Here is a 26523-nt window from a genome sequence, read left to right as displayed (position 1 = left end):
ATCAAACGAGCGCCATAGTCGCTGGCCACAGCGGGTGCGCGTGATCCGTTCGGACGAGTCCGGGCCGGATGTCTTTGGCGGCCGAGAACTCCTCTGTTACCGTCGCTCCGAGCGCTCACGGCGCGCGGTCGATGGAGTCTGTCATCCCGCGGTTCGTGGCCCCATCCACCTCTTTGTCCACAGCTGGGGATAAGTTTGTGGACAAGTCGTCGTCTCCCACCGCATGGTGACATCCACGTCGACCGGTAACTGGTAATTTCGTCGTCGCCGGCAAAGGTGAAGAAGTGTGCCCCGCCGCGCCGGGCAGGAGGGTCCAAACGTGACGTCAGATCGTGACTCGTTCGGAGAGGTGTGGCAACGTGTCGTCGCCGAACTCAACGACGATTCCGCCCAGGGCGACCACGAACCCCTGACCCGCCAGCAAAAAGCCTGGTTGTCGCTGGTTCAGCCGCTCACCCTGGCCGAGGGGTTCGCCCTGCTCACCGTGCCCACGCCGCTGGTGCAGGAGCAGATCGAACGCAATCTGCGCGACACCATCCGCACCACGCTGAGCCGTCACCTCGGACAACCGGTCGATCTGGGTGTGCGGACCGCCACCCCGCCGCCGGTCGAGGAACACACCCCGGCCGACACACCCGCACCTGCCGCACAGTCGCCCGCCGCGGCACCCGGATCCCAGGTTCCGGCGAGTACCGCCGTTCCGGCCGCGGGATCCGACGGTGTCGGTGATCACGTCCCGCCCGCACGACCTGCCGCCGACGGTGTGGTCGGACCGGCCCCGGCCGGTGCAGACTGGTCGAGTTACTTCGCCGAACGTCCCGCCACGCCGACTCCGGCCGCCTCGCCGGCGAGCCTGAACCCGAAGTACACCTTCGACACCTTTGTGATCGGTGCCTCCAACCGCTTTGCGCACGCATCCGCGGTCGCCGTCGCCGAGGCACCGGCCCGGGCGTACAACCCGCTGTTCATCTGGGGTGAGTCCGGTCTCGGCAAGACCCACCTGCTGCATGCGGCTGGCCACTACGCGCAACGTCTCTTCCCGGGTATGCGGGTGAAGTACGTCTCCACCGAGGAGTTCACCAACGACTTCATCAACTCGCTGCGTGACGACCGGCGGGTGGCGTTCAAACGCCGCTACCGTGACGTCGACGTGCTGCTGGTGGACGACATCCAGTTCCTGATCGGCAAGGAAGGTATCCAGGAAGAGTTCTTCCACACCTTCAACACGCTGCACAACACCAGCAAGCAGATCGTGATCTCATCCGATCGTCCGCCCAAACAGCTTGCGACACTTGAGGATCGGCTTCGAACCCGGTTCGAGTGGGGCTTGATCACCGACGTCCAGCCGCCGGATCTGGAAACCCGGATCGCGATCCTGCGCAAGAAGGCGCAGATGGACAACATCGCCGTCCCCGACGACGTGCTCGAGCTGATCGCCTCCAAGATCGAACGCAACATCCGTGAGCTCGAGGGCGCGCTGATCCGTGTCACCGCGTTCGCCTCGCTGAACAACACCGAGCTCGACAAATCCCTGGCCGACGTCGTCCTGCAGGCCCTGCTGCCCAACGACGGCACGCTGGAGATCTCCGCGGCCAGCATCCTGGCGATCACCGCCGAGTACTTCGACATCTCGGTCGACGAACTGCGTGGGCCGGGCAAGGCCCGCTCGTTGGCGCAGGCCCGTCAGATCTCGATGTATCTGTGCCGTGAGCTCACCGATCTGTCGCTGCCGAAGATCGGCGAGACCTTCGATCGCGATCACACCACCGTGATGTACGCCGAGCGCAAGATTCGCAAGGAGATGGCCGAGCGCCGCAAGGTCTACGACCACGTCCAGGAGCTGACCGCCCGGATCAAGCAGCGCGCCGACCGCTGACGCCATTTCGGGTCCCGGGCCCACCTCGGGAAATGCCCGTAACGGCCCCTGAGTGCCTCTCTGCGCCCCTTTGCCCGCCCCCGCGAGCAAGGGGGCGCCCTTTTTTTCGTCATCGCGCGCGGATCCGACCGATCTGCCGTCGATCAGAGCCGATCTGCGGCCGTCGGCCAGGAACCGCATCGTGAGGATCCGCGCGGATCCGTGCCCGATGGGGCCGGCCGTCCGGGGCGCCACCACGCATCTACACGCCGTCGAGAACTCACCCCGAGACAGCCGCCGGCCGCCCAACCCTCGATCTCCGCGCGAGCCTTCGGGACGCGGATCCAGGTGGATCCGACCGGATCCGCCGACTTTTTGTCATTCGATGCGACCTGGGCTTTTGCGAATCACAAAACTGTGGATGACGTGTGGGGATCCGAGGCCCTCACTGTGCACGATCAGTGGACGGAGGGTGAATGACAAAAATCATCCACATGCCGCACCATCGCCACCCACCCGTCATCCACCGGTAGTCAACAACCACGGATCCGTCGTGTCCAGCACGGATCCGTCGAATTCCACAGGATCCACAGGCTCTACTACTTCCATTGATCTCTCTCTAGAGAGATCTTCTTGTAAGAAGAACCTGTGTACACAGGCCCGCTCCGCGACCCCCCGAAACATGTGATTCGCGGCGTGGCGACTTGACCCCCAACCACCCCCGCACCCGTCGCGGCGTTCTAGAGTGGGAACTCGCCAATCGTGAACATCCTGTGGAACCGTGCAAGACATCCGCGGAGTGCACGACCCATCCCGCGGAGTCCCACGACCCGCAACACCGTCGGATCCACCGACCCGATCCACCGACGCAACTCAAGAGAAGGGTTTTCCCCGAGTTATGAAGTTCCGTGTCGCGCGCGACGAGTTCTCCGATGCCGTTGCCTGGGTTGCCCGCAGCCTGCCGTCTCGTCCGCCGGTCCCGGTTCTCGGTTGTGTGGTGCTCACCGCAGGTGACGACCCCACCGGTGGCCTGACCATCTCCGGATTCGACTACGAGGTCTCTGCCCAGGAGTCCATCGCGTCGGAGATCGCCGAACCGGGCAAGGTGCTGGTGTCGGGTCGTCTGCTCGCCGACATCACCCGTGCGTTACCGAACAAGCCGGTCGACGTGCATCTCGACGGATCCCGCGTCGCCATCGCCTGTGGCAGCGCCAAGTTTTCGCTTCCGACCATGCCGGTAGAGGACTACCCGCAGCTCCCGGACGTGCCGACGGTCACCGGATCCATCCCGGCCACGTTGTTCGCCGAGGCCATCTCGCAGGTCGCCGTCGCGGCCGGCCGTGACGACACGCTGCCGATGCTGACCGGTGTGCGCGTCGAGATCGAGGGCAGCAGCGTCGTCCTGGCGGCCACCGACCGCTTCCGTCTCGCGGTGCGTGAGCTGGAGTGGGAGCCCGAGCAGGCCGACATCAACGGTGCCGTGCTGGTCCCGGCCAAGACTCTCTCGGAGAGCGCCAAGACCGCCGGTGCCGAGGGCACCGGTGCGGTCCGGCTGGCCTTCGGTTCCGGTGACGGGATCGGTGCCGAGGGGATCCTGGGCATCCTGGGCGAGACCAAGCAGACCACCACGCGTCTGCTCGACGCCGACTTCCCCAAGTTCCGTCAGCTGTTGCCGGCCAGTCACACCGCGGTCGCCACCATCGAGAGCGCGCCGCTGATCGAGGCGATCAAGCGTGTGTCGCTGGTCGCCGAGCGTGGGGCGCAGGTCCGGATGGAGTTCTCCGGTGGATCCGTGCTGCTCACGGCCGGTGGCGACGAGGCCGGTAAGGCCGAGGAGGAGCTGCCGGTGGAGTTCCAGGGCGAGCCGCTGACCATCGCCTTCAACCCCGGATACCTGCAGGACGGGCTGTCGGCGATCAACGCCAAGTCGGTCGACTTCGGTTTCACCACGCCGAGCCGGCCCGCGGTGCTGCGTCCGTCCGCCGGTGAGCGTCCGGTGCCCGACGAGTCGGGTGCCTTCGTCGCCCCGGAGAGCGTGTTCAGCTACCTGCTGATGCCGGTGCGGCTGCCGGGCTGATCGCCCGCGCATATCCTGGCCCCATCGTCCCCTCACCTCGAAGGATCCTGCGATGCAACTCGGACTGATCGGCCTCGGCAAGATGGGCGCCAACATGCGCACCCGGATCACCGCCGGAGGTCACCAGGTTGTCGGCTACGACCCGCGGCCGGAGGTGTCCGACGTGGCGTCGCTGGCCGACCTGGTCGGTGCGCTCGAGGCGCCCCGCGCGGTGTGGGTGATGGTGCCGTCGGGGGATCCGACACGCTCGACAGTGGCCGAGCTCGCCGAGCTGCTGGCCCCGGGTGACATCGTCGTCGACGGCGGCAACTCCCGCTACACCGATGACATCGAGCATTCGAAGGTGTTGGGTGCCAAGGGGATCGGTTACATCGACTGCGGTGTGTCCGGCGGTGTGTGGGGTCTGGAGAACGGGTACGGCCTGATGGCCGGAGGATCCGACGCCGACATCGCCCGGCTGATGCCGATCTTCGACGCACTCCGTCCGGAGGGTGAGCGTGCCGACGGCTTCGTCCACTCCGGTCCGGTGGGTGCCGGGCACTACGCGAAGATGGTGCACAACGGCATCGAGTACGGCCTGATGCACGCCTACGGCGAGGGTTACGAGCTGCTCGCGGCCGAACCGCTGATCACCGACGTCGAGGGCACCCTGCGGGCCTGGACGCACGGCACCGTCATCCGGTCCTGGTTGCTGGATCTGCTGGTCCGGGCGCTGCAGGAGGATCCGGGGCTCGCCGGTATCTCCGACTACACCACCGACTCCGGTGAGGGACGCTGGACGGTGGAGGAGGCCATCCGTCATTCGGTGCCTGCCAACGTCATCTCGGCCGCGCTGTTCGCCCGGTTCGCCTCCCGTCAGGACGGCTCCCCGGCCCTGAAAGCCGTTTCGGCACTTCGTAATCAGTTCGGTGGACATTCGGTGCGCAATACCGCCGGAGAGGCCGTCGGCGAGTCCGGTGCACCGCCGAGCTCCCCGGTCGCCGGCACGTAGTCGTGTTCGTCCGGGAACTGCACCTGCGTGATTTCCGGTCGTGGCCCCAGGCGGATCTGGAGCTGGGACCGGGACCCACCGTCATCACCGGGCGCAACGGTTTCGGCAAGACCAACCTGATCGAGTCGCTGTTCTATCTGGCGACGATGCGCTCGCACCGGGTGGGTAACGACGCCCCGCTGGTGGCCTCGTCGAAGACGTCGGCGCTGGTCACCGCGACGGTGGAGAACAACGGTCGTGAGCTGACGGCGTCGTTGCAGATCAACGCCGAGGGATCCAACAAGGCCTGGCTCAACACCTCACCGCAGCGTCGCCCGCGGGATCTGCTCGGCGTGTTGCGCACCGTGCTGTTCGCGCCGGAGGATCTGATGCTGGTACGCGGGGATCCGTCGGATCGGCGACGATTTCTCGATGAGCTTGTGGCACAACGTGGTCCGCGCCTTGCGGCCGCCCGGTCCGATTACGACAGGGTGCTCCGGCAGCGCTCGGCGTTGCTCAAGACCGCCGGGTCGGCCCTGCGGCGCGGGGGATCCGACGGTGCATCGGTGCTGAGCACACTGGACGTGTGGGACAGCCAGCTGGCCGATCTCGGTGCGGCGGTCACCGCGGCGCGTATCGACGTGCTCAACGATCTGCGGCCGCATGTCGTCGGGTCGTATGCGGCCATCGCACCGCACTCTCGACCGGCCGATCTGCGCTACCGCTCGTCTGCCGGGGATGCGGTGTTGCCGGCCGACGACGAGCCCGCAGACCCCGAGCACATCGCGTCGGTGCTGCTGGCCGAGCTGGCCCGCGTCCGCGACAAGGAGATCGACCGCGGGCTCTCCCTGGTGGGTCCGCACCGCGACGATCTCGATCTGATCCTCGGCTCGGAGAACGCGAAAGGCTTTGCCTCCCACGGGGAATCGTGGTCCTTTGCGTTGGCTTTGCGACTCGGTTCGGTGGAACTCACACGTGTCGAGGGCATCGAACCGGTGATCATGCTCGACGACGTCTTCGCCGAACTCGACGCCGCCCGGCGCCGCAAGCTCGTCGAGTTCACCGCCGGTGCCGAGCAGTTGCTGATCACCGCTGCTGTCGTCGATGACATCCCCGAGCAGATCGGCGGCCGTCGGATCCGCGTGGAACTCCTCGAAGAGGACGGGGTGCGCCGCTCGGTGATCACCGGCGTCGACGACCTCGGATCTCTCGGGCCCGGATCGGAGGTCGTGGGATCCTCCGGCACCGTGGGATCCGCTGAGGAGATCTCCGGGGATCCGGAATCCGCCGGGACGTCGCGCGTGGGAGGGGAACCGTTCGGATCGGTCGAGCCGGTCGGATCCCCTGATGGGGGCGGCGCCGACGGTTCCGCCGAGCCGCCCGTCCAGGGATCCGAGGGGGGATCCCTCGATGCCGTCCTCGACGGGGCGCAAGAATTGTCGGGGGAGAGCGGGACACTGTCGTCATGAGTGGGGAAACGACGGGCGAATCGGCAGATCAGCCCACCGAGGCGGGCACCGCCTCGGCCGGGCCGGAGCTCAGTGGTTACGAGCGGGCCCGCAAGGCACTCGAAGAGGCCCGGGCCGCGGCGCGGGCATCGGGGAAGTCGGTCGGTCAGGGCCGGGCGTCGCCGCAGCGGCGGCCGCTGCGCGCCGGTGGGAGTCGTCGGCGGTGGTCCGGCGCCGGACCCGACGGCCGGGATCCGCAGCCGTTCGGCCGGCTGGTCGGCGGTATCGCCCGGGAACGCGGGTGGGAACCGCAGATCGCCGAGGGCACCCTGTTCGGCATGTGGGAGCAGATCGTCGGATCCGACATCGCCTCTCACGCGCAGCCAACCGCCCTGCGCGACAACGTCTTGTCGGTGCAGGCGGAGTCGACGGCGTGGGCCACCCAGCTGCGATACGTGCAGTCACAGATCCTCGCGAAGATCGCCGCGGCGGTGGGTGACGGTGCGGTCACCTCGCTGCGGATCACCGGCCCCAAGGCCCCGTCGTGGCGCAAGGGGGACCGGCACGTGCGGGGTCGCGGTCCGCGCGACACGTACGGCTGAGTCGGGGCCTGAAGGGGCTCCCTCCGCGGATTCACTGCCAGAGACTTTCTCAGCGAGATTTTGGGTACCGACCACGACCGGACCGGCAGTTGACTGAAAAAATCGGTCTGAGCGCGATTGAGCGGCCCCAGATGTGGGTCTGTGCGTGCCTGAGGCAGTACACTGGTGAGAGTAGTCCCGACAGGGGGATCAGCAGCCCGTTGCGGCGGCCGGTATTCGCGGGGGTCCACCACCCGCGTGTCCTGGCGATCGTACGGGCGGTTTTGTGTGCTGATCCCACCTCGCCTGCCGGGCTGGATGAGATCAGAACAGGAGTGGACGCACCTCGTGGCCGACACCAATGACAAGACCGACAGCCCAGGACCGAAGAAGCCGAAGAAGAAGCCGTCTGAGTACGGTGCCGATTCGATCAACATCCTCGAAGGTCTCGAGGCGGTCCGCAAGCGTCCCGGTATGTACATCGGTTCCACCGGTGAACGTGGTCTTCACCACCTGATCTGGGAGGTCGTCGACAACTCGGTCGACGAGGCGATGGCCGGCTTCGCCAGCCGCGTCGACGTCACGCTGCTGGCCGACGGCGGTGTCGAGGTGATCGACGACGGTCGTGGTATCCCCGTCGCGATGCACGCCACCGGTGTCCCCACCGTCGAGGTGGTGCTCACCCAGCTGCACGCCGGCGGCAAGTTCGACTCCGACTCCTATGCGGTCTCGGGTGGTCTGCACGGCGTCGGTATCTCCGTGGTCAACGCGCTGTCGACCAAGGTGGAGGTGGAGATCGCGCGTGACGGCTACAACTGGGCGGAGACCTTCACCGACTCCAAGCCCGGCGAGCTGGTCCAGGGTGATGCGACCCGCAAGACCGGTACCACCGTCCGGTTCTGGCCGGACCCGTCGATCTTCACCGAGACCACCGCGTTCAACGCCGAGACCGTTGCCCGTCGTCTGCAGGAGATGGCCTTCCTGAACAAGGGCCTGACGATCACCCTCACCGACAACCGACCCAAGGCGGTCGAGGTCCCCGGCGATCCCAACGGTGACGCCGAGACCGGCGAGGGCGGCCCCGACACCGCCGAGGCGGTCAAGTCGGAGGAGGAGAAGAAGGTCGCGGCGTCCAAGCCCAAGACGCGTACCTATCACTACCCCGACGGCCTCGTCGACTACATCAAGCACATCAACCGCACCAAGACCGCGATCCACAAGTCGGTCATCGGCTTCACCGGCAAGGGCACCGGTCACGAGGTCGAGATCGCGATGCAGTGGAACGACGGCTACTCCGAGTCGGTGCACACCTTCGCCAACACGATCAACACCCACGAGGGCGGCACGCACGAGGAAGGTTTCCGCGCGGCGCTGACCCGTGTGGTGAACTCCTATGCGCGAGACAAGAAGCTGCTCAAGGAGAAGGATTCCAACCTCACCGGTGACGACATCCGTGAGGGTCTCGCCGCGGTGATCTCGGTGAAGGTCGCCGAGCCGCAGTTCGAGGGCCAGACCAAGACCAAGCTCGGCAACACCGAGGTCAAGAGCTTCGTGCAGAAGGCCTCCGGCGAGCATCTCGAGCACTGGTTCGAGGCCAACCCGGCCGAGGCCAAGGTGATCGTCAACAAGGCGGTCGACTCCGCCCACGCCCGTCTCGCGGCCCGCAAGGCGCGAGATCTGGTGCGCCGCAAGAGTGCAACCGACATCGGCGGTCTCCCGGGTAAGCTCGCCGACTGCCGTTCCAACGATCCCAGCAAGTGCGAGGTCTACCTGGTGGAGGGTGACTCCGCCGGTGGTTCGGCCAAGACCGGCCGCGACTCGATGTACCAGGCGATCCTGCCGTTGCGCGGCAAGATCATCAACGTCGAGAAGGCCCGCATCGACCGCGTCCTCAAGAACGCCGAGGTCCAGTCGATCATCACCGCCTTCGGCACCGGCATCCACGACGAGTTCGACATCAGCAAGCTGCGCTACCACAAGATCGTGCTGATGGCCGACGCCGACGTCGACGGCCAGCACATCTCGACGCTACTGCTGACCCTGCTGTTCCGGTTCATGCGTCCGCTCATCGAGCAGGGCCACGTCTACCTGGCACAGCCGCCGCTGTACAAGCTCAAGTGGCAGAAGGGCGCCGAGCCGGAATACGCCTACAGCGACCGTGAGCGCGATGCGATGATCGAGGCCGGTGTGTCCTCCGGCAAGAAGATCAACACCGACGACGGTATCCAGCGCTACAAGGGCCTCGGCGAGATGAACCCGAGCGAGCTGTGGGAGACCACCATGGATCCGGCCACCCGGACCCTGCGTCTGGTCACCCTCGACGACGCCGCCGCAGCCGACGAACTGTTCTCCGTGCTGATGGGCGAAGACGTCGTCGCCCGACGCAGTTTCATCGCCCGCAACGCGAAAGACGTTCGCTTCCTCGATGTCTGATCGGTGATCCCGGGAGAACTGCCCGGGCACAGTCGGATTCGACGCGAACACCCATGAAGGAACTCTGATGACTGACACCACCCTCCCGCCCACCGGCGGTGAAGGCGATCGCATCGAACCGGTCGATCTCGGCCAGGAGATGCAGAACAGCTACATCGACTACGCGATGAGCGTGATCGTGGGCCGTGCCCTGCCGGAGGTGCGCGACGGCCTCAAGCCGGTGCACCGCCGACTGCTCTACGCCTCCTACGACGCCGGCTTCCGCCCCGACCGCAGCTATGTGAAGTCGGCGAAACCCGTTGCCGAGACGATGGGTAACTACCACCCGCACGGCGACTCGGCCATCTACGACGCCCTGGTGCGTCTGGCCCAGCCGTGGTCGATGCGCTACCCGCTCGTCGACGGTCAGGGCAACTTCGGTTCCCGCGGCAACGACGGCCCCGCCGCGATGCGGTACACCGAGGCCCGCCTCACCCCGCTGGCCATGCAGATGCTGCGTGACATCGACGAGGACACAGTCGATTTCACCCCGAACTACGACGGCAAGACCAACGAGCCCACGGTGCTTCCGGCCCGTGTGCCCAACCTGCTGATCAACGGTTCCGGCGGTATCGCGGTCGGTATGGCCACCAACATCCCGCCGCACAACCTCAACGAGGTCGCCGAGGCCATCTTCTGGGCGCTCGAGCACCACGACGCCGACGACGAGAGCACGCTCGCCGCGTGTATGGAGCGGATCAAGGGACCGGACTTCCCGACCGCGGGCCTGATCGTCGGTGGCCAGGGCATCAAGGACGCCTACACCACCGGCCGTGGATCGATCCGCATGCGCGGTGTGGTCGAGATCGAGGAGGGCAAGGGCGGGCAGGCGCAGATCGTCATCTCCGAGCTGCCCTACCAGGTCAACCCCGACAACATGATCCAGTCGATCGCCGAGCAGGTGAACGAAGGAAAACTCAAGGGCATCAGCAAGATCGAGGATCACTCCTCCGATCGTGTGGGCCTGCGGATCGTGGTGACGCTGCGTCGTGACGCGGTCGCCAAGGTCGTGCTGAACAACCTGTACAAGCACAGCCAGTTGCAGACCAGCTTCGGCGCCAACATGCTCTCCATCGTCGACGGCGTGCCGCGCACCCTGCGTCTCGACCAGATGATCCGCCACTACGTGAACCATCAGATCGACGTCATCGTGCGTCGCACCCGCTACCGGTTGCGCAAGGCCGAAGAGCGCGCCCACATCCTGCGGGGTCTGGTCAAAGCCCTTGACGCCCTTGATGAAGTGATCGCGTTGATCCGTGCGTCGGCCAACACCGAGGCCGCCCGTACCGGGTTGATGGACCTGCTGGAGATCGACGAGATCCAGGCCGACGCCATCCTGGCGATGCAGCTGCGTCGCCTGTCGGCGTTGGAGCGGCAGAAGATCATCGACGAGTTGGCCGAGATCGAGCGCGAGATCGCCGATTACCAGGACATCCTGGCCCGCCCGGAGCGTCAGCGCGCGATCGTCCGCGACGAGCTCGCCGAGATCGTCGAGAAGTACGGCGACGAGCGTCGGACCAAGATCATCGCCGCCGACGGGGACGTCTCCGACGAGGACTTGATCGCCCGCGAGGACGTCGTCGTCACCATCACCGAGACCGGCTACGCCAAGCGCACCAAGACCGACCTGTACCGCAGCCAGCGGCGCGGCGGGAAGGGTGTGCAGGGCGCCGGCCTCAAGCAGGACGACATCGTCGCGCACTTCTTCGTGTGCTCCACACACGATTGGATCCTCTTCTTCACCACCAAGGGGCGGGTGTACCGCGCCAAGGCCTACGAGCTTCCGGAGGCCAACCGCACGGCCCGCGGTCAGCACGTCGCCAACCTGCTGGCCTTCCAGCCGGAGGAGCGGATCGCCCAGATCATCCAGATCAAGGCCTACGACGACGCGCCGTATCTGGTGCTCGCCACCCGCAACGGTCTGGTGAAGAAGTCGCGCCTGGAGGACTTCGACTCCAACCGGTCCGGCGGTATCGCCGCGATCAACCTGCGTGGCGAGGACGAGCTGGTCGGGGCACAGCTGTGCAGCGCCGACGACGACCTGCTGCTGGTCAGCCACAAGGGGCAGTCGATCCGCTTCCACGCCGACGACGAGGCGCTGCGGCCGATGGGTCGCCAGACCTCCGGCGTGCAGGGCATGCGGTTCAACGACGACGACACGCTGCTGTCGCTCAACGTGGTCCGCGAGGGCACCTATCTGCTGGTGGCGACCTCCGGCGGCTACGCCAAGCGCACCGGCATGGACGACTACCCGGTGCAGGGCCGCGGCGGCAAGGGCGTGCTGACCATCCAGCACGACAAGCGACGCGGGATCCTGATCGGCGCGACCATCGTCGACGACGATTCGGAGCTGTACGCCATCACCTCCGGTGGCGGGGTCATCCGGACCGCGGCCAAGCAGGTCCGCAAGGCCGGTCGCCAGACCAAGGGTGTGCGTCTGATGAACCTCGACGAGGGCACCAGCCTGCTGGCCATCGCACGCAATGCCGACGAACCGGACACCGACGGCGAGTGATCTGACGTCATACGCGAGCCACGATCCCCGGCGCGGGGTCGTGGCTCGCGTTGTGTGACGCCCATAACCGATAGGGTGGACCAGACGGTTCGCCGGGCCTCGCGTCCGCCGGATCGGGGATGAGCAACCGCGGCGAGACGCCGAGTGAGGGAACACCAGTGAGCCAACCGAACGATCCGGACACGAAGTCACCGGCGACACCGGCGTCTGGTGGCGCCCCCGAGGGCCCCGGCGCGCAGGCCGGCCCACAACGCGGTGGCCTGGTGCCGCCGTGGCAGCGTGGCCCGGCAGATGTCACACCCCAGCCCACCCCGCCGCCCGGTGAGGGGGACAAGAACGGCAACGGTGAGCGCCCGGCCGGTCCACCGCCCCGCGGGGTGGTCTCCAGCGGTCCGGCCGCAGGACCCGGAGGTGGCGGCCCGGCCGGCACCGGTGGCCCGGGCGGGGGAGCACCCACCAACGGTCAGGTTCCGGTGAAGAAGCTCGACGCACCGCAGGTGGGTCCGTCGGTTCCGGCGCCGACCGGCAAGCCCGACGCCAAGGAGCCGCCGCGTCCGCGGTTCACCGAGGTCCCCACCCGCACCATCACGCGGGATCCCTCGGCCGATGAGCAACTGCCCGATCTGGACCAGATCCACCACGCCGATGTCGCCAAGGCGGCCGCGGCGGCGTCGAACGCCAAGACCGAGACCATCACCCGTCCTGCGCCCACTCAGGTGGGTAAGACGGCGGCCGGGGGAGCAGGGCTGCGTGCGGCCGTCCAGATCCGCCGGCTGGACCCGTGGGCGACGTTCAAGGTGTGCGGCACGCTGGCCGTGATCGGCTTCGTGATCTGGATGATCGCCGTCGCCGTGCTCTACCTCGTCCTCGACGGGATGGGCGTGTGGGAGCAGGTCAACAGCTCGTTCGGCACGCTTGTCACCGCCGACAGCACCTCCACCGAGGGCGACATCATCGGGGCAGGATCGGTCTTCGGTTATGCGGCTCTGCTCGGTGTGATCAATTCCATACTCGTCACCGCGCTCGCCACCATCGGCGCCTACATCTACAACATCGTCGCCGACATGGTCGGCGGTCTCGAGGTGACCCTCGCTGATCTGGATTAGCCCAGGTCAGACGGCTGCCGAGGATGCGTTTTGGTTTCTCGGCATGCCGTGGGGTAATGTCTGTCCTCGGTTCAAGGGCCTATAGCTCAGGCGGTTAGAGCGCTTCGCTGATAACGAAGAGGTCGGAGGTTCAAGTCCTCCTAGGCCCACTGCGAATGGATGTACGCATCCGGATACGCACCCAACGTCGTACCCGCGCGACGCGGAAACGGCACGGGGCCTTAGCTCAGTTGGTAGAGCGCTGCCTTTGCAAGGCAGATGTCAGGAGTTCGAATCTCCTAGGCTCCACATCTGGCATATTTGCCCAAGTTGGACACCCCCAGTTTGGGGCTACTGTGGCCATCGACAGAATCTCCGCGCAAGCCCTCAGTAATGAGATTGATTCGCAATAGTGCTGCTGGTGGTAACAGCTGACTGGGCACAGGACTCGCCAACGTGGCCGACACGCGATACAGACTGCCCATTCGCCTGAGCCAGCCGATCCAGGCGGGCAGTGAGTGGAGTCCGCAGGCGCAGCTCTGCGCGCGTTACGGCGCCAGGCTTGTTGATACGCGACGAACCCTAGTGGACGTGGCAGCGTTGATGATCAAGTACGGCATCGGTGTTCAGACGCGGGGACGTGTCTACTGTCGTCGAGGTCGATGAGGATTTCTTCGACTGAGGCAAGTGGCTACGGCATGATTCCGAGGATTGAGTTCACCAGAACGGGATTGTGTGATTCTCGGTTTCGTCCGGTTTTGCTCTTTCGCATCAAGTGAAGCGCTGCGGTCGCGGCAGCCCGAGTGACGGCGGTGTCGTCGAGGAGGTCTCGAACTGATTCGAGATCGGGTGCCCAAAGCATCAGGTTGAAGGGCCCGGCGGCCTGATACGGCGACTGCATAACACTCACTCCGGGGTGTTGGCGCATGAATCTGACCAGTGCGTCATCGCGCATTTCTTCGCCGAGGAGCTCGATCCCGTTGACGTGCAGCATCCCGCTCAGATGTCCGACTTTGTCGATCATGGTTCTGAAGGCTTCGGTCCAGCCGATGCTGAGGTTCGACAGTGTGCGATGGCGTGGGACGACGTCGGGCGAGCTCAGTACCCAGTGCGTGTACTCGGTGTGCAGCGGAAGCGGCAGGCAACGGACCATATAGATGCCCAACAGCGACCGCACGGTGTCGGTGTGCTCTCCTGTCCGCTCAAGCCAGCGTTTGTACGCGGCCTCCCCAGCCGCCAGTTGGTCCGCGCTTGGCGTGAGGGAACGACTTGCTCTATCGTCACGCCGGTTGCAACTGATGGGATCGGCGAGCCACTCCGCAGCCGTGGTTCCGTTCGACTTGAAGATCGCGTCGATAGGAAGGCCATCGCCGGTCAGGTATGTCATCTGAGCCTTGTTCCTCGCAGGTAGCCCAGCGGTTTGGAGGCTGTGGATCAGGCTTGCTTCGCGCTCGAGTAGATGCCTGAGTGGATTCACGAGGCTTCGTGCGATCAGGTCGGGCAGGAGGCGAATACTGCTGATGTCCTTGTGAAGCGCGCGGTGCCCTTTGAGTCGGTCCGCGATCGAAATTGACTGGCCGAGGTAACAATCCCCGTCGGCGAACTCGAGGAGGTAGTAGCCGACGTTTCCTTCGTCGAGCTTGTCGAGGGCTCGCTGGACATCAGCGGGTTTCGCCGGTTCGATCGGCGCCCCGAAATCGTTGTTCGATGCCCACGTGTCCACTGCCTTCCGGCGTTCGTCGACCTCAGGGTGTGTGCGGGTCGGTGCGACGGCTGGCTGGACGAGGGCTGAGCCCTTCATCGGGCTTCCCGCAGTGTGGCGCTGGATTGGGGCATCGATGCCTGAATGGAGAGTCCACGCTGGAGCGCTGCTGATCGCATAGGTTTGAATATCGTCGATTCTCACGGGCTGGCGTTCGCCGCTTGCGGTGATGGCCACAGCCAAGTCGTCAGGGAACCGCCAAAGTGCTCGATCGCTCATACCTTCCGGCCCGTACGTCGCCTCGAGTCGCGCCAAGCCCGCTGGCAGACGTAGCGCGCGCAGCGCCGTCGCCGCCCGCTCGGCGTCGCTGCCGGGGGCCTCCGCTTCGAGGCTGATCTGCGGCGTGCCGGTCGTTGCATCCTTTGAATCGAGGTGGTGCACCGTTACATGCCAGCCAGTCGAAACCAGCGTCGTGAACAGTTCCACCAGTTGAGCGTGAGCATCCGCGGTGGCGAAGAGTTGGTCGGTTAGCGCGTCCTCGTCGCTCGAATCGACATCCTTGACATCGTCGGGAATTAACGGAGCCCAGGGCGTCGTCGTTGCCGAGTCCGCAGCGCGATCGTGATCTGTCCACCGCTCGTGGTGGTAGGTCATCACATAGTCGTCGTCTTGAACGTCCAACGGGGATGCTGTCAATCGCAATCCGGCGTCGCCCGGGTGAAGAGCGATAGAGAAGTCATCGTCGAAGAGCGGCAAGACCGCGAGTTCGTAGAGTTGGTCAGCGATGAATGCAGTTCTGCTCGTCTCGAGTGACATCGGCCCTCCGTCGCGGTGGTAATTGAGCGAGTCGATTGTGCCCTGTGGGACCGACACCGTCTCGGCGACAGCAATTCATTCAACCTGTCGGAGGAGCGATGTAGTCTGTCCGGCCTACGTCAATCAGGTCAGGCATTGTGCCAAGATCGGACAGGCTAGGGAGGAGTCAAGGTGGCCGGCAGCTTCGACTTTTTGCAGGGTGAGTGGCCCCAGATTCACGCATCGGCGAAGAACACCGAGCGTGATGCACTGTTCGACAGCCGTTCGGCGTGCTTCTACGCTCGTCGCACTATCGAAGCCGCGGTGAAGTGGCTGTATACGGTCAACCGCCTGGACAAGCCGTACAAGGATGACCTCTCTGCTCGCGTCCGCGACCCTGCGTTCCAAGCGATTGGACCGAGCAACGTGCAGACGAAGCTGAATCTGATCCGCCGGGCGTCATTTGGCTGTTCGTCGATTACCTCACCAGAAACGGCTCGATGGAGACGGCGCAACTCTTCGACCCACCATTCATCGACAACGTGCCGCAGGGACCAACATGGATCTTCGAGATGGACAGAGTGGCTCAGCTCATGGAGATGATCCAGCGAATTAGTTCGTCGGCAGATGAGGAGTCTGCTTGACCGCGGCAGGCAACGAGTTTGCGACCATGTTCGCGTACCGCAGCGGCCCGGTCACGGCGGTTCGTGCAGGATTAGGATGGGCTTTCATCGACACGGTCAACGGGAGGCCGCATGTACGTGCCGAGTCTGCAAGAGGCTGTGAATCGGTACTCGACAAGACTTGCGGTGCCCTCAAAGCTAGAGAAACTACACCATCGAAATCGTGGAAATCCGGGAAACGCTGGCGCATTTGGCACCTGCGATCGTGCTGACCTCCGTGTCTGCATTTGAGGGCTTCGTAGAGGAATTCGTCGCCCTAGTCGCAGCTCACCGAAATCAGAGGTTTGGACAGATCGCGAAGGTCGTGTCCATGAACAACCCCACAGTGAGTGTCTTCGACGAGAAGCTCCGTCAGGTGTTGTCATGGGGGGGACGGCGCCAATTGGAAATCCAAATTCACGGTGGATGTGTGGAAGCCGCCCGCGATCGGAGACTCTTCGTGGATCGGCAAGCAGACGTTGCCCTGGGACGAAGCTACGACGCACGCGCAGGGGTGGATGCAGGTCCGTCACTGTCTCACCCACGGACTCGCACCAGGCTTCCGACCCGAGGTATGGCCGGGCCCCTCAAAGGGACTGTGGCGGCCTCAAGCGTGCTGCGCTCGCGCAAGGAAGGGAAACACTCACTGTCTTTGCGGGGCGCCTAATCATGCGCGCACATCTATCGTATCTGTGCTCAATTCCGCGCGGACGAAGCGGCATTGGCAGGTCCCCGGTAACCGGTCCAGGTAGTTCTAGAGCCGGTTCCTCGTTGTGATCGTCAGTCGATCTCGCAGCCCACGGGGTGATGTTGGTGGGTGCATCGGGCAGCGTACTCGGCCGGGGTTTGGTAGCCCAGCGCCGAGTGCCGGTGTCGGTGGTTGTGGTCGTCTTTGAAGTCTTCGATGACCACGCGGGCCTCGATCAGTGTGGGCCAGCAGTTGCGGTTCAAACACTCATCGCGCAGCCGGTTGTTGAACGACTCGATGAACCCGTTGTTCCACGGTGTGCCGGGCGGAATGTAGGAGATCCCCACCGACCCTGCGCAGAACGCTTGTAGGGCTTCTGAGATGAACTCGGGGCCGTTGTCCATGCGCAGCACCATCGGTGGGCCACCCCAGATCGCGAATGTCTTCTCCAACTCCTCGATCAACCGCTCGGCCGGGATGGACCGGTCCACGATGTTCAGCAGCGACATGCGGGTGTGTTCGTCGACCATCGAAGCGATCTTGACCTTCTTGCCGTCGACGGTGGAATCGAACTGAAAGTCCAATGCCCACACCACCTTCGGCGCGTCCGCGACAACAATCGGGACCGATGACTGGCCGGCCCGTTTCCGGCGTGGCGCGCGCCGGACCTGCAGTCCTTCGTCCTTCCACAACCGGTGCACCTTCTTCTTGTTGATCTCGATGCCGTCGTCGAACCGCAGGTGTGCCCACGCCCGCCGGTACCCGTGCCGTGGATTCTTGCGGGCATAGACACGCAGCTGCTCGCGCAGTGCGAAGTCGGGATCGGCCGGTGTCTGCGCCTGCGGCAGGCGTCGATACGCGGATCGGGACAGCCCAACTACCCTGCACGCCATCCGTTCTGACATGTTCTTGACGTCTTTGAGCATGTCGATGGCGGCGCGTTTGGCGGTTGGGCTCAGAATTTTCCCCTGGCGATCTCCCGCAGCGCGTCTTTCTCCAACTCGGCATCGGCGAGCAGTCGTTTGAGTCGGTTGTTCTGCTCGCGTAGTTCTTTGAGTTCCTTCGCGGCGTCGCCGTCCATGCCGCCGTACTGGCGGCGCCAGTTGTACAAGGTCGCTGCCGACACCTCGAGGTCGGCGGCGATCTCCTCGCCGGTCTTGCCTTCCGCGGCCAGTTCGTCGGCCCGGCGCAGCTTGCGCACGATGTCCTCCGCCGAATGACGCTTCCGTCCTGCCATGTTCTTCATCGTCCCTTCTTCGCCCTCATCAGGGCAATCAGGACTCTAAAACCACCCGGGCCGGTTCACTGGGGACACGCCAGCATTATTTATCGGTCACCCGCCCCTCGATTGGGCCAACGTCGCGGATTTCGAATCCTTGCACTGAGGGCTTGGCTCAAATTCCTCCCCTCGGACCAGATTTGACAACCATCCACCGGATGAGCCACCCGAAGACGATTAGAAACGTGTTGGCCAGGAGTAGCCCCGTATCAATCCTCGAACGTGTACCAAGGCACGTAACACGCTGTACCACAGAATGAATGGCGGTGGGAGAGGTCCTGGTCAGCTGCTATTCCAAACATGCCAAATTCATTCCATTCATTCAACCACCACTCGATCAATCCTTTACTCATCCAATTATTGGGTTCATTCTCGAGGCAGGTATCGCGCGCCGCGGCGTTCTCCTATCAGGCGTAATCGGCCGTCGTCAACCAAGCGTTTCAGGACTGATCTCGCCTGAGGCGGGGTCGTTTGACATAACTCAGCGGCTTGGCTGCGGGTAATGGATCCGTAGGCGTTTGCGTAGTCAAGTATCATTCGCTCTTGCTGGAGGGGATCAATTCCCTTGACGCGCACGTAGGCGTTGCGATCTTGGGCGAGGTCATAGAATCGCGCGGTGAGATGGTACTTGCGACTTCGACCTACTCCACGAGACTCCAGGATCCCGCATTCCACCAAATGACCGAGACTCGTTTTCACGTTGGCGGAGATCAGATGCAATTCGCTTGCCACTTCGAGACTCGTCGCCGAACCGGAGGTCTTCACTTCGTGAACGATCCGCAGTTCGTCGAGGCTGAGTGGCTCTTGGTGCTCGTTTTCCCAGGTGAGTAAGAACCGGACCAGATCGAGGTCGGCGTTGCCGAGGGGGACAGTGACCACGACCGATTCGCTGGTGCTGTGCGAGTAGTCAGGTGCTTCCCGGCCCGCGCGCAATTGCTGTTCAAACATGTCGTTGACACCCTTGCCTCGTCGCTCGACCAAGCCGGCGCGCTTGAAGGCGGCAGCGAGAATCGGGCTGCGGGGCCGCGACTGATCAAGGATGTTCTGCGTAGTGACGCCGGGTGGAAACCCGCCGGGGTTGGCGACCACGAAGGAACTATCGGTCAGCTGCACACGTACCGGACCCATGGCCGCATAGTCACGGTGGACAAGCGCGTTGGCCACCGCTTCCCGGCGCGTGATCGAGGGAATGAGTGGCACCTCGATCCGATGGAGCCCAGCCATCAGTTCGGTGACTGTATTGCGGGTGTCGATGAGTTCGCGAAGATACTCGGCAGTGCGAAGGAGGGGCTGCACAATCCTGATGTTTGTCGGTTGGTACCCGGATCGAGCATCCTGGAAGAGCACTTCTGCGTTGGGAACCCACCGTTGCATCGCTGTTTCGGTTCCGAACAGCAGGATGGCGCCGATGCTGACTGGCGCGGCAATCGGTACAAGGCCAAGAGCGCGCAGTACATCGTCATCCGAGAGATCTGCGAGCTCGTCGCCCGCTCCGTGGCACAGCCGCCGAAAACGGTCGAACTCAAGGGGATCGAGATCACTCATGCTGGCGTCCCTTGCGATTGACGCCGCGAAGTCCTGTCCGCGGGTGACCATGCCCATGCTGACGATCTCGTGAGCCGTCATTGGGGCGCACTCGGGTTGGCCTGTCGACTTGAGTACGCGTTTGGTGAAGACGCCCAACTTTGTCCCGATGGGTCCGGGGTCTCCGCGGGGCACATCTATGCGTATGACCTCTCGGCCATCGATTGTCTCAAGGTAGACACTGACCGCAAGTGCGGGTTCGGTGTTGGCCTGGATGTACGCCGCGACGCGGGCAGGGTCGGTCACTCGTCCATGGCGAGCCGAAGCGCCGACAACCGTGCCATCGTCGTCAACTCCGACCAGCAGAACTCCGCCCTCTCCGTTCGCCAAGCACGCAACTGCCTTGGTGAGGGCCTTGTCGTTGATGTCGGAGCGTTTGAACTCGGTCGTGAAGGTCTCTCCGCCTGCGATCAATGCGCGTGACTCCATGGACCCAATTATGCATAAGTATGGATAGGATTGACCTAGGCTCTCATGGAGCCATAACTTTTAAGAGATTTGACGGCCTGCGACTGCAGGTGTGCCAGAGATCAGAGGAGTGTGTGCCACCGATCCGGGAGACCTGCCCGTCGCTGATCAGGACCATATCCAAACATGCCCACCTTCTCTCGCCCGCGCGCATGTCGCATCAGGGGCAGGATCCCCCCTCTCCTCGAAGGCCACGTTCTCGAGACGGCATCGTCATCACTGTCACCGGACCACAACTCTGGTCGTCCACCGGTGGAGTCGTTCTTCACGAGGTCACCTCAGGCGGACTCGTTCCGCGGCTACATTGAGTGCGTGAACGCACCGTCGGACGATCCGGTGTTGGTGTGGCGATGGCTTCCGGCGTTGCTCGCCGCTGTTGCGGCGATCCCCGCCGTGATCGTCACGGCACTCGGATCCGTCCAGGAGGGTGCGGCCTTCGCACTCGGGCTGCTGCCGGCACTGATCGTCGGAATCCCGCCGGACCGGCGTCATCGGGTCGTCCTGCTGATCGCCGCGATGATCGTCGGTCTCCCCATCGCGCTGGGCGCCGTGGTCACCTCGATTCCGGTGCTGGCACTCGTGGTGCTGTTCTTCGTGCCGATCATCGCCACGGTCACCGCCGACCGTCTGCAGCGTCCCCGCGTGTCGATGCTGCTGATCCTGCTGGTGCCGCCGCTGATGGGTATCGGGTTGAGTCTGGACGGTGTCACGGCCGGGCTGCATCTGATGTTGCTGTTCATCGCCGGATGCGCGTTCACCTTCCTGATCGCGCTCGCGGTGCCGCCGGATCGCCTCCCAGCGGCCGCGGCGGACGGTCCGCCACCGCGGATCCCCGGCGTCGCCTACGGCGTCACGTGCGGTCTGGTGGGCGTGATCACCGCCGGGGTCGGGTACCTGCTGGACTTCGACCACATCGGCTGGGCCTGTGCGGCGGCGCTGCTGGTGATGCGTCCGGATCGCGACGTGCAGAACTGGCGGACCGCCGGACGATTCGTGTCGGTGCTCGTGGGGGCCGCCGCCGGTGCCGGGCTGGTCGAGCTGGGCCCGCAGCCCTGGGTCTTTGCGGTGCTGATCTGGATCGTCGTGTGCGCGATCGCCGCGACACGGGGCAGCCGCTGGTACGTGCTGCCGACGTTCACCACGTTCCTGGTGATCGTGTTGCTGAGCTACCCGGACGGTGCACAGGCCGCGGGCCGCTTCGGTGAGCGGGTCGGCGAGACCGTCTTCGGTCTGGTGGTGGCCGCGGTGGCCAGTGGGCTCTTGGCCGTCTGGCACCGAAACGACGACGCCGGGGAGGCCGCAGCGGCGGCCTCACCCGGCGAGGAAGGCTGATCGGCCCCGGATCGAGCACCGTCCGGGATCCCGGACGGTGTGCGGCAATCCTGGGGGGATTTCTCCAGAGGGTCGTATCGGTACTCAGACCCGCGCTGCGACGTAGCGTGCGGCGTCGAGGGTGTCACCGTTCACCGAGTACAGGACATGCAGGGCGTTCGGTTGCTGAACCGGTGCGCCGTCGCAGACGACGTCACCGGCGATGCAGTACGAGGTGGTCCTGCCGCGGTACTGGGGGCCGACGGCGATCGACGGGGCACCGATGTCCTGGATCCACCGGTCCGACGGGGGTGCGAACAGCACGGCGGCCTTGATCTTCGGTGCGACGGCCGTGGGCAGCGGCTTGGGCACCTGGCTGGTGTACTGCTGATACCGCGGCTCGAGCTCGATGCCGGAGGACAGCGTGTACGACGCCACCACGGCGCCCTGCGAGTACCCGCCGACCACGATGTCGGTGTTCGGGCAGTTCCGTGCCAGCGCGGTGATACGGCTCTGCGAGTCACGCACACCGTCGAGGACGCTGTTGATGATCGCCATCCGATTGTTGAAGTTGGCGCTCGCGGGGTAGTCCACCGGATATCCCACCACCGACTTGCCCGGCAACTGGCTGCGGACGGCGGTGACGAAGGAGGTGCCGGTCAGACCCATCGGCGCGCCGTCCTCGGCGGTACCCCGGGCGAAGATCACCTCGACGTCGGGACACGATGCTGCCGCGGCATGCGGCGCGGGACCGACGAGCAAGGCCGTCATCATCGTGATCAGACCGGACAGGACCAGCAGTACGCGCCTCATCATGGGCGTGATGTTACCGGCGAGTCGCTCAGCCGGTGCGACGAACCGTCCCAACCAGTGGCCATATCCGCGAAAAAAGTTGCCGCAGAACAGGTTTCGTTCTAGCCGAGTCCCCACAGCAGCAGGTAGGCGATCAACGCCACCAGGATCGCCACGATATAGGTCCATCCGACGACGATCGCCACCGTGGCGAACGCCGATCCGTACTCCCGCGTCCGCTGGATCTGGCCGCGGGCGCGATAGCCGAGGAACAGTCCGATCGGTGAGGTACAGCCGAGCACCGACAGCACCATCGCCCACACCGACAGCGTGTTGGTGCGGGCCGGGGGCCGTGCGGCGGCGCGCTGAGCGCCCACGGACACCTCCTCGTCGGGTGTGGCGGCCGATCGGGCCGCGTCGGTGGGGGAAGAACTCGGGGTGGCAGGAGACGCAGAAGCGGCAGGCGCAGACGAGGCGGGGGCCAGTGGCGTCAGCGCGGTCTCGGCCTCCTTGCCCACATCGACCGCCGAGTACGCCTGGGGTCGAGGCGCCGACGGTGCATCGGTGGTGCTGCGCGTCGGTGCGTCGGGCGAGCCGGTGGGGGATTCGGCCAGGTTGCGGGTCTCACCGGCCTCCGGATCCCGCGGCGGGACGGGCGCGCCGGGCGGACCCGAGGGCCGGCCGGTGTTCATCGGGGCAGGTCCACCCGGACCCGGGGCACGGGGAGGCGGCGGAGGCATTCGCGTGCCGGGACCGGGCCGGGCACCGGGCGGCGGACCCCCACGCCAGCCGGGCTGGGTGCCTGGTCCGGATTGGGTGCCTGGTCCGGACTGGGGATTCGGGCCGGGTTGAGGCGAAGGTCTGGGCCCGCCCTGCGGTGGACCCGGACGCGGGCCCGGACCACTGGGTGCCGGACCACTGGGTGCCGGACCGCCTGGCGGGGGCCCACTGGGGCCGGTGGGCGGCAGCGGCCGCGGACCTGGGCCGGTGTTGGACAACGGTGCGCCCGGTCCGGGACCGGTCGGTCCGGGTGTGTTCGGCCCGGGGCCGTTGGATCCTGCACTGGGGCCGTTGGATCCTGCACCGAGACCATTGGATCCTGCTCCGGGCGCCGGTGGTCGGGGACCACCGCCGGTGGTCGGCGGACCGGCCGGTCGAGAGGCCGACGGGGCGGGCGGCCGTCGCTCCCACGGCGCGGGGACGCTGCCGGACGGGCTGCCGGCGTCGGGGTCGTTCCAAGGGTTCGCCCCGGGCGCCGGGGCGCCAGGGCCCCGCGTCGTCGGCTCGGCGCCGGCCGCGTCATCGCTGCGGCCGCCGTCCACGGGCCGGTCGTCATCGGAGTTCACCTGTTCAAAGTACCTGCCGGGAGCCTCACCCCGGATCGGTGACATGGCCGCGTCACCGGATGTGCGTCGAGGAATCGGACGTCGGGTCAGGATGCCGCGGCGTCGGATCCGACGGCGGGCTCGAGATCCTCCACCCGGGGCACGGTCGGCGAGACCGGCGGGATCTCGGTACGGCTCCGACGCACGATGAACACCGCACCCAGGGCGGATACGGTCGTCGTGACCAGGGCACCGACGAGGAGCAAAACGTACTTCTTGGGCATGCCACACAGGGTGCCAGCTCGCCTTGGATGGTGCTACTCGCCGTCTTCTGTCCGAGGATTTGGTTGGATGGAAGTGTGAGCACATCTACACAGACCGCCACCATCAAAACCAACCGCGGCGACATCAAGGTCGAACTGTTCGGCAACCATGCGCCGGAGACCGTCGCCAACTTCGTCGGCCTCGCCGACGGCAGCAAGGACTACGCGGCCAAGAACGCCGCCGGTTCCGACTCGGGTCCCTTCTACGACGGCTCGGTGTTCCACCGCGTCATCGAGGGATTCATGATCCAGGGCGGCGACCCCACCGGCACCGGCCGCGGTGGCCCCGGCTACCAGTTCAAGGACGAGTTCCACCCGGAGCTGCAGTTCGACCGCCCGTACCTGCTGGCGATGGCCAACGCCGGACCGGGCACCAACGGCTCGCAGTTCTTCATCACCGTCGGACCCACCCCCCACCTGAACCGTCGCCACACCATCTTCGGTGAGGTCACCGACCCCGCATCGCAGCAGATCGTCGACGCGATCGCCACCACTGCCACCGACCGCGCCGACCGCCCGGTCGACGCCGTGGTGATCGAGAAGATCGAGGTCGCCTGACCGTTCCCCCCGCCGGGCCGCCGGCGGTGTGTTATCGCCACCCCGACCGCCCCACCGCGTTGTCGTGCACGCGGTGTGGGCGGCCGGCCTGTCCGGAGTGCCTGCGTCCCGCCGCGGTCGGCGCGCACTGTGTGGACTGCCTTCGAACCGAGGGATCCCACCAGCAGGTACGGACCCCGCATTTCTCCGATCAGGGTGTCCGCCCGGTGGTCGGCGCACCGCTCACGGTTCGCCGGCCGATCGCGACCTACTCGCTGATCGGCATCAACGTCGCCGTCTTCCTGTGGACGGTGATCGCCGCAGGATCCTTCGACGTACAGATCTCCACACCCATCCTGTACGGCGAGATCGTCCGCGGGAACGTGGTGCTCGGGGAGTACTACCGACTGTTCACCGCAGGATTCCTGCACTACAGCGTGCTGCACCTGGCCGTGAACATGATCTCGCTGTACATCCTCGGACGCGATCTCGAGGTGGCCCTCGGGATCGGCCGCTATCTGATGGTCTACGTGATCTCGTTGTTCGGCGGCAGCGCCGCGGTGATGCTCGCGCAGGCTAACGAAGGACGCTCGGCCGGGGCATCCGGGGCCATCTTCGGCCTGATGGGTGCCATGCTGATCGTCGTCCTGCGCCTGCGGGTGTCCCCGGCGCCGGTGATCACGATCATCGTGATCAACCTGGTCATGTCCTTCACGATCAGCGGCATCTCGCTGCCCGCGCACGTCGGCGGCCTGCTCTTCGGTGCCGCGGCCACCGCAGCCGTGATCTACGGACCCCGGTTGCTGCCGGCCGCACAGCGCACCCAGCGCAACGCGAACATCGTCGGCTGGAGTGGGCTCGGGGTGTTGTTGCTGGTGGCGATCGCGATCAGCGTGCTCGTGGCCGTCACCTACACCGGCCAGATCCTGGTCTACGTGCGTTAACGGGTGTCGTCGACGGGGAATCCGGCCCGTCCGATCTCCTCGGCCACCTCGACGATGTCGGCGCCGAGATCCCATCGAGAGAAGACCGCGAGGCGGCTCAGATCATCTGAGTCGTCTCGCTGTTTCCCGGTCTCGCCGAGGTTGTCCACGTTATCCACAGATCTGTTATCCACAGCGAAGTCGATCTCGAGTTGTCCCGATCGGCGGCCGATGCGACGCAGGGTGAGCACCCGTACGCGCAGGACGTCGGCGGGCGTCAACGTGGTGGATCCACCGATCGTGCGGATGGCCAGGGTGGGCACATCGCCGGTGGTCAAGGCCAGTCTCGGCCGGATAATCGCAGCGTAGGCACCAAATCCGGTGACCATCAGTCCGGCGATCGCCATCAGCGCGCGGCCGGTGACGTCGGTGGACAGCAGTACTGCACAGAGGAGTAGGGCGATGCCGCCGATCACGAGGGCGGCAACCGCAGGAGCAGGGGTGGACCACCTGGTGGTGGTCGCCGGGGCCGAGTTATCCACAGTGGTTACTCACAGTGGGGATGACTTACACACATGTAATTTCCACATTGTGGATAACCCTGGGGACAACTTCGACCGGGCATGATCGGGGCTCAGCGCCACCGCATGGTCATCAACAGGCCGCCCACCATCAGGGCGAAACCGATCAGGAAGTTCCACGGACCCAGATTGGCCATCCAGTGCAGGGCCTGGCCCTCGCCGCCGTAGGTCGTCTCGCTCGCGGCGAGGTAGTAGACGATCAGCCAGGCGAGACCCAGCAGCATGAGACCGAGCATCACGCCGACGTAGATCGAGCTGGAGGGTCCGGTCTTCACCTTGACCGGCGTACGACTGGCCGGGTTGATGGTGTAGTCGGTCTTCTTCCGGACTTTTGACTTCGGCATGACTTCCTTGTGTTGTGCGGCAGGCCGCGCCGGCGGACCGGGTCACGACCGCGTCGGTGGCATCTGATTGCGGCACCCGATCGTGACAGTGACCGCAGCCAGATGAAGACACGTCTCTTCTACGGTATCTCACCAGGTCGGTGCGGTGAGAACCTCGAACACCGCCGAGTACCCTGACACGGGTGACCAGCACGACACCCGCAGCG

18 protein-coding genes, 2 tRNA genes and 1 pseudogene are annotated in these 26523 nt (G+C 65.3%); 13 read left to right on the top strand and 8 right to left on the bottom strand.

What is annotated here, in order from left to right; all coding sequences use genetic code 11:
- Positions 1-319 precede the first annotated feature (319 nt).
- The 10 genes and pseudogenes from dnaA to Q9K23_RS12710 all read left to right on the top strand — a co-directional run bounded on the left by dnaA (position 320) and on the right by Q9K23_RS12710 (position 13312).
- Positions 320-1876, top strand: a complete 1557-nt coding sequence (gene dnaA / locus Q9K23_RS12755) for a chromosomal replication initiator protein DnaA (RefSeq protein WP_053777277.1) — start codon at positions 320-322, stop codon at positions 1874-1876.
- An 877-nt stretch (positions 1877-2753) separates the two neighbouring features.
- Positions 2754-3932 (top strand): DNA polymerase III subunit beta, encoded by a 1179-nt coding sequence (gene dnaN, locus Q9K23_RS12750; RefSeq protein WP_020791285.1) that lies wholly within the window; start codon positions 2754-2756, stop codon positions 3930-3932.
- Between the two features lie 52 nt (positions 3933-3984).
- Positions 3985-4923, top strand: coding sequence for a phosphogluconate dehydrogenase (NAD(+)-dependent, decarboxylating) (gnd, locus tag Q9K23_RS12745; protein ID WP_020791286.1), 939 nt, complete (start codon positions 3985-3987; stop codon positions 4921-4923).
- A 2-nt stretch (positions 4924-4925) separates the two neighbouring features.
- A pseudogene (gene recF / locus Q9K23_RS12740) lies at positions 4926-6068 on the top strand (DNA replication/repair protein RecF); the annotation flags it as partial.
- A gap of 299 nt (positions 6069-6367) precedes the next feature.
- Positions 6368-6952: a DUF721 family protein gene (locus Q9K23_RS12735; protein ID WP_059039057.1), complete on the top strand. Its 585-nt coding sequence runs from the start codon at positions 6368-6370 to the stop codon at positions 6950-6952.
- 327 nt (positions 6953-7279) lie between these two features.
- Positions 7280-9364 (top strand): DNA topoisomerase (ATP-hydrolyzing) subunit B, encoded by a 2085-nt coding sequence (gyrB, locus tag Q9K23_RS12730; protein WP_053777278.1) that lies wholly within the window; start codon positions 7280-7282, stop codon positions 9362-9364.
- A 67-nt stretch (positions 9365-9431) separates the two neighbouring features.
- Complete coding sequence (gyrA, locus tag Q9K23_RS12725) at positions 9432-11918, top strand: DNA gyrase subunit A (RefSeq protein ID WP_053777279.1); 2487 nt, start codon at positions 9432-9434, stop codon at positions 11916-11918.
- Between the two features lie 158 nt (positions 11919-12076).
- Positions 12077-13024, top strand: a complete 948-nt coding sequence (locus Q9K23_RS12720; protein ID WP_261977916.1) for a DUF3566 domain-containing protein — start codon at positions 12077-12079, stop codon at positions 13022-13024.
- A 75-nt stretch (positions 13025-13099) separates the two neighbouring features.
- A tRNA-Ile gene (locus Q9K23_RS12715) sits at positions 13100-13173 on the top strand.
- A gap of 66 nt (positions 13174-13239) precedes the next feature.
- A tRNA-Ala gene (locus tag Q9K23_RS12710) sits at positions 13240-13312 on the top strand.
- 382 nt (positions 13313-13694) lie between these two features.
- On the opposite strand, the gene Q9K23_RS12705 is transcribed toward Q9K23_RS12710, so the two are convergent.
- The 3 genes from Q9K23_RS12705 to Q9K23_RS12695 form a co-directional block, all read right to left on the bottom strand.
- Positions 13695-15521: a hypothetical protein gene (locus tag Q9K23_RS12705; protein ID WP_053777281.1), complete on the bottom strand. Its 1827-nt coding sequence runs from the start codon at positions 15519-15521 to the stop codon at positions 13695-13697.
- 1421 nt (positions 15522-16942) lie between these two features.
- A protein-coding gene (locus Q9K23_RS12700; protein WP_305950142.1) for an IS3 family transposase occupies positions 16943-18096 on the bottom strand; the annotation gives its coding sequence in 2 pieces (ribosomal slippage) (positions 16943-17820 and positions 17820-18096; 1155 coding nt in all).
- A 399-nt stretch (positions 18097-18495) separates the two neighbouring features.
- A complete protein-coding gene (locus Q9K23_RS12695; RefSeq protein WP_053777637.1) occupies positions 18496-20142 on the bottom strand; it encodes an RNA-binding domain-containing protein in 1647 nt (548 codons plus the stop codon).
- A gap of 351 nt (positions 20143-20493) precedes the next feature.
- Here Q9K23_RS12695 and Q9K23_RS12690 point away from each other — a divergent pair, with 351 nt between their 5' ends.
- A complete protein-coding gene (locus tag Q9K23_RS12690) occupies positions 20494-21513 on the top strand; it encodes an FUSC family protein (RefSeq protein ID WP_305950141.1) in 1020 nt (339 codons plus the stop codon).
- Positions 21514-21597: 84 nt separating this feature from the next.
- Here the strand turns inward: Q9K23_RS12690 and Q9K23_RS12685 are convergent, their stop codons facing one another.
- From Q9K23_RS12685 to Q9K23_RS12675, 3 genes are all read right to left on the bottom strand, one after another.
- Positions 21598-22305: a cutinase family protein gene (locus Q9K23_RS12685; RefSeq protein WP_053777644.1), complete on the bottom strand. Its 708-nt coding sequence runs from the start codon at positions 22303-22305 to the stop codon at positions 21598-21600.
- A 101-nt stretch (positions 22306-22406) separates the two neighbouring features.
- A complete protein-coding gene (locus Q9K23_RS12680) occupies positions 22407-22976 on the bottom strand; it encodes a DUF4190 domain-containing protein (protein ID WP_053777635.1) in 570 nt (189 codons plus the stop codon).
- 740 nt (positions 22977-23716) lie between these two features.
- Positions 23717-23893 (bottom strand): hypothetical protein, encoded by a 177-nt coding sequence (locus Q9K23_RS12675; RefSeq protein ID WP_169798219.1) that lies wholly within the window; start codon positions 23891-23893, stop codon positions 23717-23719.
- 75 nt (positions 23894-23968) lie between these two features.
- On the opposite strand from Q9K23_RS12675, the gene Q9K23_RS12670 reads away from it, so the two are divergent.
- Together Q9K23_RS12670 and Q9K23_RS12665 are read left to right on the top strand one after the other, a co-directional pair.
- Entirely contained in the window at positions 23969-24490 is a 522-nt protein-coding gene (locus Q9K23_RS12670) for a peptidylprolyl isomerase (RefSeq protein WP_053777634.1), read from the top strand.
- A gap of 26 nt (positions 24491-24516) precedes the next feature.
- Positions 24517-25413: a rhomboid family intramembrane serine protease gene (locus Q9K23_RS12665; protein ID WP_053777633.1), complete on the top strand. Its 897-nt coding sequence runs from the start codon at positions 24517-24519 to the stop codon at positions 25411-25413.
- Here Q9K23_RS12665 and Q9K23_RS12660 read toward each other — a convergent pair.
- On the bottom strand, positions 25410-25934 hold the full coding sequence (locus Q9K23_RS12660; protein WP_020789583.1) for a hypothetical protein: 525 nt from the start codon (positions 25932-25934) through the stop codon (positions 25410-25412). The genes Q9K23_RS12665 and Q9K23_RS12660 overlap by 4 nt on opposite strands.
- A 92-nt stretch (positions 25935-26026) precedes the next feature.
- A complete protein-coding gene (gene crgA / locus Q9K23_RS12655) occupies positions 26027-26317 on the bottom strand; it encodes a cell division protein CrgA (RefSeq protein ID WP_020789579.1) in 291 nt (96 codons plus the stop codon).
- Positions 26318-26523 lie beyond the last annotated feature (206 nt).

This window comes from Gordonia sp. NB41Y, from assembly GCF_030718915.1.
In the GTDB taxonomy this organism is placed as follows: Bacteria; Actinomycetota; Actinomycetes; order Mycobacteriales; family Mycobacteriaceae; genus Gordonia; species Gordonia desulfuricans.
Note: the sequence above shows the minus strand (reverse complement) of the source record. Positions and strands in the feature narration are given on the sequence as shown.

Bases quoted from the DNA above. Each gene is read 5' to 3' on its own strand.
- dnaN (WP_020791285.1), top strand. From the start codon at position 2,754: ATGAAGTTCCGTGTCGCGCGCGACGAGTTCTCCGATGCCGTTGCCTGG.
- gnd (WP_020791286.1), top strand. From the start codon at position 3,985: ATGCAACTCGGACTGATCGGCCTCGGCAAGATGGGCGCCAACATGCGC.
- Q9K23_RS12735 (WP_059039057.1), top strand. From the start codon at position 6,368: ATGAGTGGGGAAACGACGGGCGAATCGGCAGATCAGCCCACCGAGGCG.
- gyrA (WP_053777279.1), top strand. From the start codon at position 9,432: ATGACTGACACCACCCTCCCGCCCACCGGCGGTGAAGGCGATCGCATC.
- Q9K23_RS12705 (WP_053777281.1), bottom strand. From the start codon at position 15,521: ATGTCACTCGAGACGAGCAGAACTGCATTCATCGCTGACCAACTCTAC.
- Q9K23_RS12695 (WP_053777637.1), bottom strand. From the start codon at position 20,142: ATGGAGTCACGCGCATTGATCGCAGGCGGAGAGACCTTCACGACCGAG.
- Q9K23_RS12685 (WP_053777644.1), bottom strand. From the start codon at position 22,305: ATGAGGCGCGTACTGCTGGTCCTGTCCGGTCTGATCACGATGATGACG.
- Q9K23_RS12680 (WP_053777635.1), bottom strand. From the start codon at position 22,976: ATGAACACCGGCCGGCCCTCGGGTCCGCCCGGCGCGCCCGTCCCGCCG.
- Q9K23_RS12675 (WP_169798219.1), bottom strand. From the start codon at position 23,893: ATGCCCAAGAAGTACGTTTTGCTCCTCGTCGGTGCCCTGGTCACGACG.
- crgA (WP_020789579.1), bottom strand. From the start codon at position 26,317: ATGCCGAAGTCAAAAGTCCGGAAGAAGACCGACTACACCATCAACCCG.